Here is a 17,206-nt window from a genome sequence, read left to right as displayed (position 1 = left end):
GTCATGGTTGGGGGGACGATGTTTTCCACCGGACGAGCCTCGTGTGTATCCGGTAGCGCCGGCCGTTGGCCGGCCATCGGGAATCCAAACGTTCCCAAGGCCGGCCAACGGCAGGCGCGCGGTTACTTCTTGAGGTTGTCGCGGATCTCGCGCAGCAGCAGCACTTCTTCAGCCGGTGCGGCCGGCTCTGCTTGCTTCTTGCGGGCCAGGCGGTTGATCACCTTGACCACCATGAAGATCGCGAACGCCACGATGAGGAACTGGACCAGTGTGTTGAGGAAATCGCCGTAGCCGATCACCACGGCCGGAATTTCCTGCCCATCCGGTCCCAGCCGGGCCGGCGCCAGTGTCCACGCCAGTTCGGAGAAGTCCACGCGGCCGATGGCCCAGCCCAGCGGCGGCATGATGATCTTGTCCACCAACGCAGTGACGATCCTGCCGAACGCAGCACCAATGACGACACCGACCGCCAGGTCGATGACGTTGCCACGCATGGCAAATTCCTTGAACTCAGTCAGCATTCCCATCGGGTTCTCCTGTAGCGGGGGGACATCAAAGGACGCCGCAGCGTAACGCAGCGCGTGTCGTCATCCGGCGATGATGCCGTGCCGCTCGGCCACGTTCTCCAGGCGCGCGCTGAAACGATCGCCGGGCCTGAGCGCGGCCACCCCGGCCGGTGTACCCATGAACACCAGGTCACCAGCACGCAGCGCCCACAGCCTGGACAGCTCGTGCAGGATTTCCGGCACGTTCCAGATCATCTGGTCCAGCAGCGACTGCTGGCGAACTTCGCCGTTGATTTCCAGCGACAGGCTGAGCGCGGCAAGGTCGCCGACTTCCGCGGCCGGCACCAGTTCGCTGACCGGCGCGGAATGGTCGAAGCCCTTGGCCGAATCCCACGGGTGGCCCTTGGCCTTGGCCGCTGCCTGCAGGTCGCGGCGGGTCAGGTCCAGCCCCACGCCGTAGCCGAACACCAGCGCCTCGGCCTGGTCGACCGGCAGCTCGCCGGCGGGCGCGTCACGCCCGATCGCCACCACCAGCTCCACCTCGTGGTGCAGGTCCTGGGTAGCGGGCGGGTAGGGGATCACATCATCATGGCCGACCACGATCGCATCGGCCGGCTTGCTGAAGAACATCGGGCGGCCGCGATCATCGGCGGCGGGCACGGCCGCGCCCATTTCCTTCGCATGGTCGGCGAAATTCCGCCCGACACAGTAGATGCGGCGCACCGGAAACGTACCGCCACCGGCGACCGGAATGCGGGGGTGTTCAGGGGCCGGGATTACATCAGTCATCAGCGCGTCCTGTTGCAGGGTTCACGCAGTGTAGCGCCGGGCCACGCCCGGCGAAATCTCAACGCGACAACGGCAACGCCTGTTTGCGTACCACGCGGTACTCGCCTTCCACCACCTGCGGATCGGCCGCGCGCGTGGCCTGCTTGCGCGAGGCCAGCAGCTTCCACGCCACGCCGGCAATGATCATCGCCGCGCCCACGAACACACCCACGAACACCAATGCGGCCAGGATCGCCAAGCCGAGCAGACCCACCGCCACGCGCACCAACGGATGGCGCGGCTTGCGCGGCGCAAACAGGGAGCGGAACTGGTTGAACTGGAAACGGTTGTACATGACGGTTCTTTGGCTGAAGTCAGCGAGCCGCCAGTATCCCGGCAGTGCCCTGCCAATGAGTGAAAAAGTCGTTAAACGTCGCGATCCGTTATTTGAAATCAATGACTTGTGTTCATCCGGGAGCCAGCCAGATGACGGCATGCGACAATCGCCTGCCCTTTCATGGATCGCGTTGTCATGTCTGTTTCCGATGCTTCCGACGTTGCCCTGATCGCGCTGGAACGTATTGCCGACGGGGGATTTGCCGAAGCAGAGGCGTGCATCGACGGCGACCACGAACCGTTGGTGCTTTATCGCGAAGGCGACGCCGTGCGCGCCTGGCTCAACATCTGCCCGCACGCCGGGCGGCGGCTGGACTGGGCGCCGGGGCAGTTCCTCAAGAGCAAGGCGGGCGACCTGGTCTGCGCCGCGCATGGCGCCTCGTTCGCGTTGAACGATGGCGAGTGCGTGGCCGGCCCATGCAAGGGTGACCGGTTGCGCAGCGTGGCGGTGAAGGTCCACGAGGGCCACGTTTACCTCGCACCCTGACGGTAGCGCCGGCCGTTGGCCGGCCCAGGCGGTACATGGATCACCGTAACCCAGACGATGCGAGATCGCGTGTAATCCGAGGGCCGGCCAACGGCCGGCGCTACCGGGTGGATCCGGCGAATGCATCGGTAGCTACCGACCGTGGGTCGGTACGCGCCTAGAACATCAGATTGATCATCACCACCACCACCATGGTGTAGATCAACGACAGCGGCGCGCCCACCCGCCACAACTCGCGCGGGGTGTAATTGGCCGGCCCGGTGATCATCGAAATCACCGGGTTGGAGGCGGTCATCAGGTTGTTGGACGCCGACAACGCCACGATCAGCGCGAACGCGGTCGGGCTGCCGCCGGCGGCCAACGCCAGGTTCACCGCAATGGGCACCATCACGATCGTCGCGCCCACATGGCTGATCACCAGCGAAAACACCGTGGTCAACAGCGCCAGCGCGATTTCCAGCACCCACACCGGAATGCCGGTGGGCAGGCGGTCAATGGTATGGCCGGCCACCCAGGCCGCCGCGCCGCTGCTGTCCATCGCCCAGCCGAGCGGAATCAGCCCGGCCATCATGAACACCGTTTTCCAGTTGATCGAGGCGTAGGCCTCATCCATGCGCAGCACGCCGGTGAGCAGCATGCCGGCCACGCCGGTCATCAGCGTCAGCGCCACCGGCAGCTTGGAGGTCAGCGCGATCAGGATGGTGATGGCGAAGATCGACATCGCGATCTTGAACTTGTGCGGGCGCTGCTCGCCCTTCGGGTAATCGGTCACCACCACGAAGTCGCGGCTCTTGGCCGCCTGGGCCAGGTCGGTCCAGATGCTGTGGAACACCAGCATGTCACCGGCGCGCAGCGGCACGTTGCGCACGTCTTCGCGGATCACCTGCTTGTCGCGGTTGATCGCCAGCAGGCTGATCCCGCGCTGCTTGCGCAGGCGCAGGTCCGAGGCGCTCTTGCCGATCACCTCGGAGGTCGGCGGAATCACCGCCTCGGAAATGCCCGCGCGGCTGGGGTTGAACAGGTCGCCCAGGTGTTTCAGGCGCGAGGACATGCGCAGGAACTGGTTCTGGGCGAAATCGCTCACCTGCTGGCGGCCGCCCATCACCCCGAGCACGCTGCCCACCCAGATCCGCATTTCGGCGGGTGGTGACAGCCGGGTGTCATTGCCGGTCTTGAGCGCCAGCATCAACGGCGCGTCGTGCAGGTTTTCGGCTTCCCCCAGGGTCATGCCCACCAGCGGGCTTTCGGCGCTGACCACCAGTTCGAACACATCGCCCTCGATCCCGTAGGTCTTGGCGAAGTAGCTTTCGGTGCGGGACGGGGTGACCCCATCGTTGGCCAGCGTTTCTTCTTCCACCAGCTTGCGGTCGCCGAAGTAGCGGAAGTACAGCAGCGACGCGGCCAGCAAGGCCAGGCCGATCGGCAGCGGCGCGAACATGCGCAGCGGTTCAATCGTCGCAAGGCCGGAAGGAAGGTTGTTGTTGGCCGAGACCAACAGATCGTTGAGCAGGATCAGCGGCGAATTGCCGACCATGGTCAGTGCGCCGCCCATCACGATCGCCGCGGCGATAGGCAGCAGCAGGCGCTGCAGGGTGAGCCCGGTGCGCGCCACCAGCCGCGAGGCCACCGGCAGGTACAGCGCCATCACCGATGGGTTCTGCATGAAGGACGAATTCAACCCGGCAATGGCCGTGGTCATCATCAACAACCGCGTTTCAACGCCATGCCCACGCCGCAGCAGCCAGGCCGCCAGCCGGTTCAGTGCACCGGTGCGGTCCAGGCCCGCACCGAGAATGGTGGTGGCGATGATGCTCATCACCGCGTTGCCGGAGAAGCCGCCGAAGATCTCTTCCGGCGCGATCAGGCCGGTCACGCCCAGCACCACCAGCACCACCAGCGCCACCACGTCGGCGCGGATGCGCTCGAACAGGAACATCGCCATCGTGAAGCCGACCAGCCCAAGAACGAGCTTCATGTCGGTGGTCAGCGTCAGCGTGGTGTCCATGGGGTGGTGCGGTTCCTTGGGGTGGGATCAGGTACGGTCGTACAACAGGTCCCACACACCATGGCCAAGCTTCTGGCCACGCGTCTCGAAGTGGGTCTGCGGCCGCCACTGCGGACGCTCCACCTGGCCGCGCGGACCGGCGCGGTTGGTCAGCCCGGCGGTGGCGTCCAGCACCTCCCACATCTGCTCGGCATAGTCTTCCCAATCCGTGGCGCAGTGCAACCGGCCCCCCACGCGCAGCTTGCGCACCAGCAGTTCGGCGAATGCCGGTTGGATCAGGCGGCGCTTGTTGTGGCGCTTCTTGTGCCACGGGTCGGGGAAATAGATGCGCACTTCATCCAGCGCGCCATCGGCAATTTCCTTCTCCAGCACCTCCACCGCATCATGGTGGTACAGGCGCACGTGGTCCGCATTGTCGTCGGCCAGTGCATTGAGCAGGCGGCCCACGCCGGGGGCGTGCACTTCCAGCCCGATGTAATCGCGGCCCGGATCCTGCTGCGCGGCGAAGCGCAGCGCGGCACCGTTGCCGAAGCCGATTTCCAGCACCTTGTGCGCATCGCGCCCGAAGGTGGCGTTGAGATCGCGCGGCTCGCCGCTGAAGTCCAGGCCGAAGCGCGGCCAGCGGTCATCGAACGCGCGCTGCTGGGCCGGAGTGAAGCGGCCCTGGCGCAGCACGAAGCTGCGCACCTCGCGGCGGCCTTCGGTAACGGTGAAGGGCTTGGGCGGCGCCTTGGCGCCAGCGCTGTCGAAGGGGTTGGTCATCAGCCGATCAACCCGTCCACCGGCGAGGACGCGCTCGCGTAGCGCTTGCGCGGAATGCGCCCGGCCAGGAACGCCTCGCGCCCGGCTTCCACGGCCTTGCGCATCGCGCTGGCCATCAGCACCGGGTTGCGCGCACCGGCAATGGCGGTGTTCATCAGCACGCCATCGCAGCCCAGCTCCATCGCGATCGCCGCGTCGGAAGCCGTGCCCACGCCAGCATCGACGATGATAGGCACCTTGGCGCTTTCGATGATTTCCAGCAGGTTGTACCTGTTCTGGATGCCCAGGCCCGAGCCGATCGGCGCGGCCAGCGGCATCACCGCCACGCAGCCGATTTCTTCCAGGCGCTTGGCCAGGATGGGGTCATCGGAGGTGTAGACCATCACCTCGAAACCGTCCTTGACCAGCTGCTCGGCCGCCTTCAGGGTCTGCACCACGTCCGGGTACAGCGTCTTCTGGTCGCCCAGCACTTCCAGCTTGGTCAGGTTGTGGCCGTCCAGCAGTTCGCGCGCCAGCCGGCAGGTGCGCACGGCGTCTTCAGCGGTGTAACAGCCAGCGGTGTTGGGCAGGATGGTGTAGCGGTCCGGCAGCAGCACGTCCAGCAGGTTCGGCTCGCCCGGGTTCTGCCCGATGTTTGTGCGGCGGATCGCCACGGTCACGATCTGGGCCCCGGCCGCCTCGGTGGCGATGCGGGTTTCGTCCAGGTCCTTGAACTTGCCGGTCCCGGTCAGCAGCCGGGAAGCGTAGGTCTTGCCGGCGATCACCAGCGAATCGGGGGAAGAATGAGCAGTCATGGACGAATTATCGCCCAACCCGACCATTCCTGTCCGGTTGCTTCGGAATGGACACGGACACCGAATGTTAGCGCCGGCCGTTGGCCGGCCCAGGCGATCCGTGGGCCGGCCAACGTTATGCCCACCGTCCTGGTGGGCACCCTTCGGGCCATCGCTGCGCGATGTTGAGAACGGCTCCTGCCGTTCTCTTCGGCGCTACCGTCAGCCACCGCCCAACGCATGCACGATCTCCACGAGATCGCCTTCGCGCAGCACATGGCTGCCATGCAGGCTGCGGGTCACGATCCCGCCGTTGACCTCCACCGCCACCCGACGCTCGGTCAGGTGTTCGGCCTGCAGCAGGTCCAGGACGGTGGCACTTTGCGGAAGCTGGCGGTGATCGCCATTGAGCACGATGTTGACGACGTTCATGGCGGGATTGTCCCCCAAAGGCGACGGTTCTGCGTACCCTTGCGCCCCCACCGATGCCCGCCCTGGCCTGTCCCGGCTGACGTCTGCGTGCCCCTGGCCCCGGCCATGCCGCAGCGCAGCGTGATGTCGCCGGGGTGCAGTGGAACCATGGCACCGTGCGCCGGCGTACGTCGGCCGTCATCACCCAGAAAGGAGTTTTTCCCATGCAGCTCAGCAAGCGTCCCCTGCGTTCCCTGATGGCCGTGGCCATCGCCTTGGCCGCCGTGCCGGCCATGGCGCAGTCGCCCTATTCGAAGACCGTCTTCATCGGCGACAGCCTCACCGACCAGGGTTACTTCCGCCCGCTGCTGCCGGCCTCCGTGCAACCGGTCACCGGCCAGTTCACCACCAACCCGGGCTGGGTGTGGGCGCAGTACGTGGCCGACTACTACGGCACCAACGCCACCGCCAACGGCAATGGCCAGGGCGGTGACAACTACGCCATCGGTGGCGCCCGTGTGGGTGTGGATTCCGACCAGACCCTGGCCCCGGGAACCCCGGCCATTCCGGTCTACTCGCTCAAGACCCAGACCGCGCAGTACCTGGCCGCCAACGGCGGCAAGGCCGACGCCAACGCGCTGTACACCGTGTGGGGCGGCGCCAATGACCTGTTCGCCATCCAGGCCGGTGCACCGCTGCAGGCCACCCTCGGCGCAGCCGTGACCGACCAGGTCGGCATCGTGGGCACCCTCAAGGCGGCCGGCGCGCAGTACATCGTGGTGCCGACCCTGCCCGACATCGGCCTGACCCCGGCCGCGCGTGCCGGCGGCGACGTCGGCATGGCGCAGGGCACCGCGCTGGCCAAGGCCTATAACGATGCGCTGTTCGGTGGCCTGAAGGCGGCCGGCCTGCAGGTCATCCCGGTCGACACCTTCCACATCCTGCAGGAAATCGTCGCCAGCCCGGGCACCTACGGGTTCGTCAACGTCACCAGCCCGGCCTGCACCACGGCCTCGTCGCTGACCTGCAACCCGACCGCCTACGTCAACCCGAACGCGGCCAACAACTATGTGTTCGCCGACGGCGTGCACCCGACCACCGCCACCCACCAGATGCTGGGCCAGTACACGCTCTCCATCCTGGAAGCCCCGCGCAACCAGCAGATCCTGACCCATTCGGCGCAGACCGTGGGCCGTGCGCGCGCCGACCAGGTCAGCGGGCACCTTGATGGCCGCCCGGCTGATGGCCTGAGCTGGTGGGGCGGCCTGCGTGGCGACATGCAGCGCTACGACCACGCCGACCTGTATGACGGCATGGCCCCGGCCGGCCTGTTCGGTATCGACTGGGCCCATGACGGCATGGTCGTCGGCGGCTTCGCCGGCTACGGCCGCATGGACGCCGACTTCGGCAACAGCAAGGGCGACTTCACCCAGTCCGACACCACCCTGGGCCTGTTCGCGGGCTGGTACGGCGACAACGTGTGGGTCAACGGCCAGATCAGCTACAGCTGGCTGGACTACGACGTCACCCGCCGCGTGCAGCTGGGCCCGGCCGAACGCACCCACGCCGGCTCCCCGGAAGGCAGCAACCTGACCGTCGCCCTGAACGCCGGTTACGAGTTCGGCACCGAAGGCGGGTTCCGCCACGGCCCGGTGGCCGCGGTGATCTGGCAGCAGGTCAAGCTGGATGGCTACGTCGAATCCAACCCGAGCGCCACCGCGCTGGGCTATGGCGACCAGGACGCCGACTCCACCGTCGGCCGCATCGGCTGGCAGGCCCGCTTCGACGGCGGCAGCATCAAGCCGTACGTGCAGGTCACCTACGACCACGAGTTCGAAGACGGCAAGCAGGCCAGCGCCTGGCTGCAGACCATGCCGGAGGTGGGCACGTACAAGGTGCCGGGCCTAGAGTTCGACCGGAACTACGCCACCGCCGTGCTGGGTGCGCGCATGAGCCTGTTCGGCCTGAACAGCAATGTCGGCATGAGCACCACCGCGGCGCAGAAGCGCGCCCGCGACATCAGCCTGTTCGCTACGGTCAGCGGCAGCTTCTAAGCTGAAAGATGGGCAGGGCACGACCGCTGGTCGTGCCCATCGCAACGGGCGGCCAATGCCGCCCGTTGCCTTTTTACCGCCCCGGCGCATAAACTTGCCCGGCACCACGCGGGTGTAGCTCAATGGTAGAGCTGTAGCTTCCCAAGCTACTGACGAGGGTTCGATTCCCTTCACCCGCTCCACTTCAACCTCTCAGTTCGCAACTGATTGACTGGGTTGAAGATTCAGACCGATTGATGATTCCGAGCGATGCCCCTTGAGGTATCAATCGAGGTATCAATCTTGCCTAAGCCTCTGATGCTTTCGCGTTCGGCCGTGCTTTACGCACGCTTCTTTGTCCCCATTGACCTTCGAGCTCCCGTTGGCACGGGTTACCTCGTCCGTTCGTTGGGTGCTCGCCGTGGCGACCAAGCGCGGCTGGTGGCGGCCATGATGGGGATGGCGCCTTAGACTCAACTTCCAAGTGCAACACCCGGCAATCACGTAGGGTGTCCGCATGGGAAAGCAGTACAGTCATTTGAGTTCCGAGGAGCGCGCCGTGCTCCAGATCGAGGTCAGCAACGGCGCCAGCATTCGCTCTATTGCCAAGCGTCTCAGCCGCAGCGCTTCCACGTTGTCGCGTGAACTGGGTCGGCAGGAGGAGTCCGCTTACGTTGCCAGGCTTGCAGCCCAGCGGTATCGGTTGCGGCGGAGGAGCAGCGTACGCAAGCGCAGAATCGTCGAGGGAAGCGCTTTGTTCCAGAGTATTCGTGACGATCTTGTGCTGTATCGCTGGTTGCCCCAGCAGATTGCTGCCAAGCTTCGATCCATGCATCCGGATGACCAACCCAGCGCGTGAGCCACGAAACGATCTACGCCGCCATTTATGCGCACCCGCGTGGTGGCTTGAAGAAGGAGCTGATGGAGGCCCTGCGCCAGCACAAGCCCACGCGAGGTTTGCGCCGCACGACAGCGGCCAAACGTAGCTGGGTGCCGGAGGAGCTTCGCATTGTTCACCGTCCCGAGGGGGTGGAGCAGCGTCTGGTTCCAGGACACTGGGAAGGCGACCTGATCAAGGGGGCATTCAATCGCTCGTGCGTGGGCACGCTGGTGGAACGGAAGACGCGTTTCGTGGTGTTGTGCAAGATGGACGGCTGCGCCGCGCAGGTGCACTGGAAGGCTTCACGCGGCAGATGAAGAAGCTTCCTCATTTCCTGTTGGGCAGCTTGACCTACGATCGGGGTACCGAGATGACGTGCTATCCAGAGCTGATGAAGCGCCTGAACATTGATCTGTGGTTCGCTGATCCGCACGCACCCTGGCAGCGCGGTAGCAACGAGAACACCAACGGTCTGCTCGCCAGTTCATGCCCAAGGGCGCGGATCTGTCCAAGGCGAGTCAGGAATACCTCAACAACGTCGCCGACCTGATGAACGCTCGTCCACGCCAGACGCTTGGCTGGAAGACGCCGAATCAAGCATTGGAAGAGGAATTCGCTCAGTTCAACTTACGTGTTGCGCTTGCAAGTTGAGACCGCCGGTCGACTAGGACGGAAGACTCTCTGTACGGGTAGGCCCGCGCCGACGCCTGCTAGGTGGCAAGGCTCCTTCTGGCTTCGTCTAAATCGTGCCGCGCTGCGGTCGAGAGCCCTGTATAGCGCGGGATTCTTTGCGGATTGGCATCTGAAAGCCAATCGTTGGCTGAGCTCCAATGGGTGGGGCTTGACAGGGTGGGGAGGGGGCGTGTAACAGTCAGCGCGCTGTCGTTGTCTATTGCTGCCTTCACATAAGGATTTAGCGGACATGATCTCTGCCAAGGATGGGCGGGTGGGCAAGGCACCCCGCATTGCCAGTGAGACCTTCAATCACCGTAGGGTCATTCTGGGCTTAGTGCTCATGGCGGCCGGGCTTCAAGCGTCCGCGCAAGATGGCCTATTCAGCTACCAGGAATACGAGAAGCGCGTAAAGAGCGCCCAAAGCCTTGGGGCTATCTCTGCCGATGAAGTGTTCGGCGACCGGACCTCAAGCTTCGATGGGAACACGGAGTTCTTCACGGAAGATGTTTCGATTCCCGGAAACTTCGACCTCCCTGTGAGCGTCGCCCGGCGGTTCGGTGTGGAATCTGCCAATCGGGGTGTCGCCGACAGCGAGGCGCGCGGCTTAACGCTGTTTGACGATTGGGAGATCGTTGTTCCTCACATGTCCGGCGTTTGGACTACCGGGAGTGGCTGGGTCACGGGGCAACCCGGTGCGCAAACGACACAGCGTTGTACCGTAAACACCGCTCCAACCCTCTTGGACACCTGGGGCTACGCGGACATCGGCTTCGGAATCGATGTGAGGTGGCATGGCGGTAATGGGGAGGAACTTCTGGTTCCTGATGACCCCGCCTACGCATCGTCGCCTGAGCTTGAGTCGCCCAAGTGGATGACGGCCTCCCGTGCTCGGTTCACCTGTTTGGCGGCCACCCGTAATGGATACCCTGGCGAAGCCTTCGTCGGGCACACCCCCGACGGCAAGAAGTATTTCTTCGACTGGGGCGTCGATAGGCCTTATGCCACCGCAAAATTTAATGACGGAGCAGCCAATCGTAGGGTAGGGCGAAAGCGCGTCTACCTCTTGGCGTCCCGCGTGGAGGACCGCTACGGGAACTGGGTAACCTACAGCTACAGCGGCTACAAGCTCAACGCAATCGAATCCAGCGATGGCCGTCGAATCGACTTGGCATACGATGCCCAGGATCGAGTGACCACCGTGACGGCCAATGGGCGAGTGTGGTACTACGCCTATGTGGGCGGCAGCGACACGAATGACGGGGGGCTGTCCCAAGTGACCCTGCCTGACGGTTCAGCTTGGACGTATGGCCACAGCGGACGCTTGCGGTCCAGATTGCCCTACCGCCACGCGGACGATGAGGGGGGCTGCGAAATCCGGGCGGGAAGTGCCCCGCCTGCCACCCAGATGTCCGTGGTTGCACCTTCGGGTGCCCGTGGAGTATTCGACTTCGAAATGGAGCTGTTTGTTCGCTCGGACCCGTGCAACGGCCTGCAGCCGGCGCACTACGACGCGTGGTCGTTGAAGCGGCGCACGATTACTGGCCCTGGCCTGGCTCCCATCCTCACAACCCGAGCCTACAAACTCCAGCTGCCAGGAGGTGGCCGCTGGTCCAGCCTGACCAAGGCAAATGGCACCCAAGTGCGCGAGAGGTATGGGGCCGATCCGGGCCTGAACGAACGAAAGCTGCTGCAAAGGCAGGTGCTGGACCAGGCTGGGCAGCTGGTGAGAGATGAAACGTACACCTACACCTTCGGATCTGAAACTGGTCCCTTCGCTAGAAGGGTGGGAAGGTCCTTGGGCATTCAATCGGGTCAGTTCCTGGCTGGAACGCTTTCCGCGCTCACCGAGAACCAAACAGCCCAGGACGGCGATACCTACCGCACGGTGTATGGAGACTTCAACCGAAATGCTCGCGCCGCCAGAGTGACCTACGTCGGTCCATCGGGGACCAAGGCCGAGCTAAGGGGGCATGCGGACACCTCAAGCCCTTGGGTTCAGGACCAAGTCCTGTCGGTTACCGAGGCGGCGACGGGTAAGGTAACCACTCAATACACGTATGACGCGATGGCGAAGCCAAGCGCTGTGTATCGCGCAGGTGCCTTGGTGCAAAGCGTCGCCTATGGGCCAGATGGAACTGTTCGTGTGGTTACCGATGGAAAGGGGAACCAGACTCGAATCGAAGATTGGTATCGGGGCGTGCCTCAGCGTGTGATCAATCCTGACGGCAGCATCAACAGGATGACTGCCGACGCCAACGGCTGGATCACCTCCACCGCCGACGCTCTCGGGCGGGTGACGTCCTACTTGTACGACCCAATGGGCAGGACTCGGGAGATCCAGCCTCCCGTGGACGCAAACCAGTGGGCCAGCACGGTCGTTTCGTTCCGACAAATGGGGGGGGACGAATACGGCCTCTCCCCTGGGCACTGGCGGGTGGACAGCAGTCACGGAGCAAGTCGCCAGGAAACCTACCTTGACGCGCTTTGGCAGCCGCGCTTGGTCCGGGAATATGATGCTAATGATCCGGCGAGCACGCAGCGGTTTGTTCGGAACGATTACGACACCGAAGGCCGACAGACGTTTACGTCCTATCCCTCGCGGGAAAGCAGCGTCACTTCGGGAACGTGGCAGGAATACGATGCCTTGGGCCGGAAGACCTCATCCGCGCAGGACAGCGAGCAGGGACTGCTGATAACCACTGTGTCTTACGGCAGCAACGCCACCACGACGGTCGTAGATCCGGCGGGTCATCAGACCATCACTCGCTTCGATGCCTTCGATTCGCCGGACTATCACAAGCCCGCGCAGATCATTCGTCCCGACGGAAGCAAGATCAGCATCACCCGCAACGCTTTTGGCCTTACAACCGAAGTCGCCCAATCCGCCAACTAATCGCAAGTCAAGGATGACGCCTATGAACGCTAGACGAGTCCGCGCGGCGGTGGCCGCCCTGCTGGGATTGTTTGTTCTCTTGGTGTGTCAGGCGGCGCAGGCGGAGGCTTGGGTGCAGCTGACCGGGCCGGTGCAGACGGTTTACACGGCCCCGGCCACCTACCAGTTCCAGATCAACACTGGCGTGATCGGAACAGGTCATAAGGCCGAGTATCTGACCGATATCAAGCTGAGCCGAAATGGAACGGCGGTCAGTCGGATCGCTGCCGGCACACATACTGAGAACGGCATTTCGGCGGGCATCTACGACTACCAACTGACAGCTGTGGCCATTCGCAATGTGGATGGGGATGAGTTCAGGCGCCAGGTAAAGTCCCAAGTCGTTCGGATTACGGTTGAAGCGCCGCCGGCACCCTTTGATGGTGCTGAGTATGTTTCTTCAAACCTGCGCGTTTCGGCAGACAGGGGCACGCCATTTAGCGGAACGGTGACGTTTCGTAATACAGGGAACACCACTTGGCGGGCAGCGGACGGTCATCGGCTTGCCCAGGCGCAAGGGGATCTGCTCGATTTCGGGGTGAGCGACATACCTGTTCCGTATGATGTGGCACCCGGCGGCACAGTTGGCTTCACTGTTAACGCCGTCGCACCCAACGAGAACGGTGAACACGGGATTCAGTGGCAGATGAATCGCAATGGAGTGCGGTTCGGAACTACGGGCCCCGCTGGGATATTCACGGTGACCGGCCGCCTCAACAGAGGCGTCATGTATAGCCAAGAAGTTCCGACGACCATGGAGGCGGGGCGTTCGTACAAAGTTACGTTGAGGTTTGTAAATAGTGGGAACACCACTTGGTCGGCGTCCAATGGATATGCATTGGGCTCATGGAATCCCGAGAACAACAGCCGCTGGGGCGTCGCTCGTGTCCCGATGCCGAACAACGTGCTTCCACAGGGACCGGCGATCTTCGAGTTCAATGTTGTTGCGCCATCGCTTCCTGGGGTTTACGGCTTCCAATGGAGGCTTCTCGAGGAGAACGTCGAGTGGTTTGGCGGTGAGAGCACGAACGTCCAAGTGACCGTGACTGGGCCGCCTTCAAGGATCGTTGGAAATATTGATGCCGTTACCAGCAGCGGAGAGATCAATGGCTGGGCTTGCTCTACGGGCATCAGTGCGCCGATTGACGTGCACGTCTACGGAGGCGGTCCGTTTGGGGTCGGCACCATTCTGGCAACGGGAAAGGCGGATCAGTCCAGTGAGCCGGCAGTGGCGACCGCCTGCGGCGCGGCCGGCAACCATCGCTTCTCTATCCCGTTGAGCAATGAGGTTCGTCGTCAACGCGCGGGCCAATCGATCCATGTTCACGGCATCTCGCCTGTGGGCCAGCCCAATAGCACCATCGCAGGTTCAGGGTCTTTCGTTGTCCCTGCTGCGCCGACTGGCTCTCTCTCCGTGTCTCCTGCTTCTTGCCAGATTCCTGCAGGGGCGACTACTTGCAACGTGAGGCTGGCCTGGTCGGCCACCGATCCTCGTGCGGAGGTCAGGTCGGGTGCCGGTGCTCTAATTGGCACGGGGGCCAGTGGGGCGCTGGACGTCGGCGTCGGGCTGGGGAACGCCGAGTTTGTGCTCTCGGTGGTAGGCGACGTGCTCGCACGTGCCAGCGCTTCCGGCAGGAACGCGCCGATTGCACCCGGAAATCCTGACAATCCGGTTCCGACGGTCACCCGTCGCTATGTCTACGACGAGAACCTCCGGCTCTGTAAGGTGATTGAGCCCGAGACGGGATCAACTGTCTTCGGATACGATCAGGCCGGCAACATTGCGTGGAGTGCGGGCGGGCTTGATTTGCCCAGCCCCACGTCGTGCGACAGAGGTGATCCCAAGATTGACCCGCGTCGTGTTGAGCGCGCCTACGACGCAAACAACCGGCTGCTTTCCGTCGTGTATCCGGACGGGCTCGGCGATCAAACATTGACATATTCGGCGGCTGGTGAGGTTGAGTCTGAGACAGTCTTCAATCAGGGCCGGGTGGCGGTCGTCACGGCTCGTTCGTATAACTCACTGGGGTCTGTCGTAAGCCAAAGTCGCATCGTGGGAAGCGGCCAGCCGCGGACGCTGGTATTTGGATACAACTCCACAGGGCAACATGTCCGAACGGATTACCCCGACGGATACTCGGTTCACCAGAGCCTGAATGGGCTTGGTGAAGCTGTCCGATTGCAGGATGGTGCTGGTGGAGTGTTGGTTAGCAACGTAACCCATTCCCCAAGCGGTAAAATTGCTTTGCTGACCTATGGAAACGGCATTCAGCGTTCAGTTGAAGAGAATGCCCGCCAGGTCACTAGCCGAGTCTTCGAACCTGGTGTCGTGGATCTCAGATATAGCTACGATCCTTCAGGCAACATTGCCCAGATCGTTGACGGCGTGCGCGGAGAGCCGGGGCGCATCTCGCTGGGATATGACCGTTTGGATCGCCTAACGCAGGCGTCAGCGCCTGCCTTTGGTGGTTCCGGCAACTACACCTTCGGCTATGACACGGTCGACAACATCGTATCCATGCGTCTGCCGGGTGCAAGAGAGCGCACGTTCCATTACGATTCCCGAAATCGCCTGGAACTGCTGCGTGACGAGAACACTAGTGGTGTTGAAGCGTTCACTTACGATGCAGCAGGCAATCTCTCACTTAAGAACGGCAAGCAGCTGCTATTCGACATCGGTGCACAGCTCAGGTCGGTCGACGGTGGGGAGGACTACTTCTACGATGGTGCTGGATTGCGCGTGCGGGCGTCCGGGGTCGCGGAAAGGACTTGGCAGCATCTGGTCGGCGGAGAGCTAATTGAATCCACGACTGGAGATGAGACTTCCGACTACATTTATCTCGGAAGTCAACTGGTTGCTATCCGCAGCAGCACGCCCACTGGCGTCAAGCTGACCTATCTCCACCACGATGCGCTTAACAACCTTGTGGCGACCAGCGACGCAGCCGGCACTGTGTTGGCTAGGCACTTGTGGTCACCCTATGGCGAGCCTGATTCACCGCCAGATCCGAATGTCCCCGGCTTCTCCGGTCATTTAGGCGACGTGGATACAGGTTTCATCTACATGGGGCGTCGCTACTACGACCCAATGCTGGCCCGCTTCATCTCACCTGACCCGTTGGCAGCCAGTACATCAGGCGGCCCCAACCTGAATCGTTATCGCTACGCGAACAATAACCCGTTCGGCTTCTCTGACCCGACCGGAGCGTGTGATCAGGTGACCGGCTCAAGAGTGTGCAACTCGGGAGGCTTCGCGGGTGATCGGGTGGAGACGACCCAATACGCGGCTGGCAGCATTCCAGTGTATGACCCGAACGCAGCTGCTCCCGCCCCGCGGGAGGCGGCGACGGGGCTGGATGCTATCGCGGCTGCATTTACCGAACGGAACTGGTTCGTCGGTCAGGGAAGCCTTACCGACTTCGATGCCGTCAGTGAGGGGATCGTCGTCCCGTTGATGAACTCGCCAGGCGGTGCACCCGTGGTAGGTGGGGTGAAGGTCGCGTCGTTCGTGTTGGTGGCTGTTCGCGTAGAGGAGACGGGTAGAGGATTCGCTAACCTCTCTAGAGCCGGCGCGTTTGGACTCGGGAGCTACACGGCGCTGCGGCGAGCAGTGGGCAAAGGCTCATCGCTTCAAGTGCATCACCTGATTGAAAAGAGGTTCGCCGACGTGTTGGGGGTGAAGAAGGGAGAAATGCTTTCGGTTGTGGTCACTAAGGCGGAACATCAAGTTTTCACCAACCAGTGGCGTGCGGCTTTCCCCTATGGTCGTGAAGCACCAACCCAGCAGCAAATCCTGCAGACTGCGAAGAAGATCTACCAAAACCATACCGCCATTCTTGATGCACTGGGACTCTGATAGCATCACTGTATGAAGATTAAATATCGTTTCACTTTCGAGTGGTCTGAGGCACGCGACTCCAAGCTTGCGTCGCTTGGTCTGAAAGTTGTGCCACCAGTGCCGCCTGGGCAAGTCGGTGGATTTGCAGTAAGTCATGTGGTGGAAGGCGATCCTGGCTGGACTGAGGTCTGCGGTCTGATTCGCTTGTGGGACGGAATGACGACAGTCACCACCCAATTCACGCCCGCGGAGGTGGATGCCGCTACTCATTGCGCGCTTAAGGTGGTGCATGCCAGCGGGTATCCGCAGCCGGAGGATGATTTCGCCTATCGTGAGCGGACTTACGATGTAAGTAGGCGCTGCTCAAAGTGTGGCGAAGGCGCGGTCCAAGTGGCCCCCTTTCGAGTTAAGAGGACGCTGAAGTGGGGCCGAAACGCATTCTTGAAGCTCAATTGGGTGGAGGAAGCGTGCTTTATGCAGAGGTCTGTCTGGGAAGAACATCTTTCCGGACTCGGGATTGCGGCGCTTCCTGTCGAGGATCCTAAGGGAAAGACGTTAGATGACGTAGTTCAACTTGATCTTGGCCCTGCAGTCGAATTATCCATGGGCGATGTGGGCGGGATTCGCTGCGGGGTTTGTGGGAGAGAGCGCTTTCCCTGGCATGATCGCGGATTCTTCCCCGCGGCTATTTCCCCGCCTGATGCCCCTCTGTTTCACAGTGTTCAGCGCTTCGGTGTCGA

Annotated in this window: 11 protein-coding genes, 1 tRNA gene and 2 pseudogenes; 7 read left to right on the top strand and 7 right to left on the bottom strand. The window is 62.8% G+C overall.

Annotated elements, in window-relative coordinates; translation table 11 throughout:
- Positions 1–122: 122 nt before the first annotated feature.
- The 3 genes from mscL to J7J08_RS03815 are packed head-to-tail and all read right to left on the bottom strand — an operon-like array spanning position 123 to position 1,629.
- Complete coding sequence (mscL, locus tag J7J08_RS03825; RefSeq protein WP_214901680.1) at positions 123–527, bottom strand: large-conductance mechanosensitive channel protein MscL; 405 nt, start codon at positions 525–527, stop codon at positions 123–125.
- A gap of 60 nt (positions 528–587) precedes the next feature.
- Positions 588–1,298, bottom strand: a complete 711-nt coding sequence (locus tag J7J08_RS03820; protein WP_214902395.1) for a fumarylacetoacetate hydrolase family protein — start codon at positions 1,296–1,298, stop codon at positions 588–590.
- A gap of 55 nt (positions 1,299–1,353) precedes the next feature.
- On the bottom strand, positions 1,354–1,629 hold the full coding sequence (locus tag J7J08_RS03815; protein ID WP_214901678.1) for a hypothetical protein: 276 nt from the start codon (positions 1,627–1,629) through the stop codon (positions 1,354–1,356).
- A gap of 177 nt (positions 1,630–1,806) precedes the next feature.
- Here J7J08_RS03815 and J7J08_RS03810 point away from each other — a divergent pair, with 177 nt between their 5' ends.
- Positions 1,807–2,157 (top strand): Rieske 2Fe-2S domain-containing protein, encoded by a 351-nt coding sequence (locus tag J7J08_RS03810; protein WP_214901676.1) that lies wholly within the window; start codon positions 1,807–1,809, stop codon positions 2,155–2,157.
- 157 nt (positions 2,158–2,314) lie between these two features.
- On the opposite strand, the gene J7J08_RS03805 is transcribed toward J7J08_RS03810, so the two are convergent.
- The 4 genes from J7J08_RS03805 to thiS form a co-directional block, all read right to left on the bottom strand.
- Positions 2,315–4,162 carry an SLC13 family permease gene (locus J7J08_RS03805; RefSeq protein ID WP_214901674.1) on the bottom strand — a complete coding sequence of 616 codons (1,848 nt, stop codon included), beginning with the start codon at positions 4,160–4,162 and terminating at the stop codon, positions 2,315–2,317.
- A gap of 27 nt (positions 4,163–4,189) precedes the next feature.
- On the bottom strand, positions 4,190–4,924 hold the full coding sequence (gene trmB, locus J7J08_RS03800; RefSeq protein WP_214901672.1) for a tRNA (guanosine(46)-N7)-methyltransferase TrmB: 735 nt from the start codon (positions 4,922–4,924) through the stop codon (positions 4,190–4,192).
- Complete coding sequence (locus J7J08_RS03795; protein ID WP_214901670.1) at positions 4,924–5,718, bottom strand: thiazole synthase; 795 nt, start codon at positions 5,716–5,718, stop codon at positions 4,924–4,926. The genes trmB and J7J08_RS03795 overlap by 1 nt, the downstream gene beginning before the upstream one ends.
- Positions 5,719–5,919: 201 nt before the next feature.
- A complete protein-coding gene (gene thiS, locus J7J08_RS03790; RefSeq protein WP_214901668.1) occupies positions 5,920–6,129 on the bottom strand; it encodes a sulfur carrier protein ThiS in 210 nt (69 codons plus the stop codon).
- Between the two features lie 203 nt (positions 6,130–6,332).
- Here thiS and J7J08_RS03785 point away from each other — a divergent pair, with 203 nt between their 5' ends.
- The 6 genes and pseudogenes from J7J08_RS03785 (at position 6,333) to J7J08_RS03765 (ending at position 16,484) form a co-directional block, all read left to right on the top strand.
- Positions 6,333–8,162, top strand: a complete 1,830-nt coding sequence (locus J7J08_RS03785; protein ID WP_214901667.1) for an autotransporter domain-containing protein — start codon at positions 6,333–6,335, stop codon at positions 8,160–8,162.
- 108 nt (positions 8,163–8,270) lie between these two features.
- A tRNA-Gly gene (locus J7J08_RS03780) sits at positions 8,271–8,344 on the top strand.
- Between the two features lie 67 nt (positions 8,345–8,411).
- Positions 8,412–8,606, top strand: a pseudogene (locus J7J08_RS13340) (integrase); the annotation flags it as partial.
- 52 nt (positions 8,607–8,658) lie between these two features.
- Positions 8,659–9,672, top strand: a pseudogene (locus tag J7J08_RS03775) (IS30 family transposase).
- Positions 9,673–9,943: 271 nt separating this feature from the next.
- The gene (locus J7J08_RS03770; protein ID WP_214901665.1) at positions 9,944–12,589 is read left to right on the top strand and encodes a sugar-binding protein; all 2,646 of its coding nucleotides are present in this window, start codon (positions 9,944–9,946) and stop codon (positions 12,587–12,589) included.
- A 49-nt stretch (positions 12,590–12,638) separates the two neighbouring features.
- Positions 12,639–16,484 carry an RHS repeat-associated core domain-containing protein gene (locus J7J08_RS03765; RefSeq protein ID WP_343237697.1) on the top strand — a complete coding sequence of 1,282 codons (3,846 nt, stop codon included), beginning with the start codon at positions 12,639–12,641 and terminating at the stop codon, positions 16,482–16,484.
- Positions 16,485–17,206: the final 722 nt, after the last annotated feature.

Source organism: Stenotrophomonas sp. ISL-67 (assembly GCF_018612915.1).
In the GTDB taxonomy this organism is placed as follows: Bacteria; Pseudomonadota; Gammaproteobacteria; order Xanthomonadales; family Xanthomonadaceae; genus Stenotrophomonas.
The sequence above is the reverse complement of the archived record's forward strand: the minus strand, read 5'-3'. Positions and strand labels throughout refer to the sequence as shown.

Excerpts from the sequence above, each read along its gene's own strand:
- mscL (WP_214901680.1), bottom strand. The coding sequence starts at position 527 with ATGGGAATGCTGACTGAGTTCAAGGAATTTGCCATGCGTGGCAACGTC.
- J7J08_RS03815 (WP_214901678.1), bottom strand. The coding sequence starts at position 1,629 with ATGTACAACCGTTTCCAGTTCAACCAGTTCCGCTCCCTGTTTGCGCCG.
- J7J08_RS03810 (WP_214901676.1), top strand. The coding sequence starts at position 1,807 with ATGTCTGTTTCCGATGCTTCCGACGTTGCCCTGATCGCGCTGGAACGT.
- J7J08_RS03805 (WP_214901674.1), bottom strand. The coding sequence starts at position 4,162 with ATGGACACCACGCTGACGCTGACCACCGACATGAAGCTCGTTCTTGGG.
- trmB (WP_214901672.1), bottom strand. The coding sequence starts at position 4,924 with ATGACCAACCCCTTCGACAGCGCTGGCGCCAAGGCGCCGCCCAAGCCC.
- J7J08_RS03795 (WP_214901670.1), bottom strand. The coding sequence starts at position 5,718 with ATGACTGCTCATTCTTCCCCCGATTCGCTGGTGATCGCCGGCAAGACC.
- thiS (WP_214901668.1), bottom strand. The coding sequence starts at position 6,129 with ATGAACGTCGTCAACATCGTGCTCAATGGCGATCACCGCCAGCTTCCG.
- J7J08_RS03785 (WP_214901667.1), top strand. The coding sequence starts at position 6,333 with ATGCAGCTCAGCAAGCGTCCCCTGCGTTCCCTGATGGCCGTGGCCATC.
- J7J08_RS03770 (WP_214901665.1), top strand. The coding sequence starts at position 9,944 with ATGATCTCTGCCAAGGATGGGCGGGTGGGCAAGGCACCCCGCATTGCC.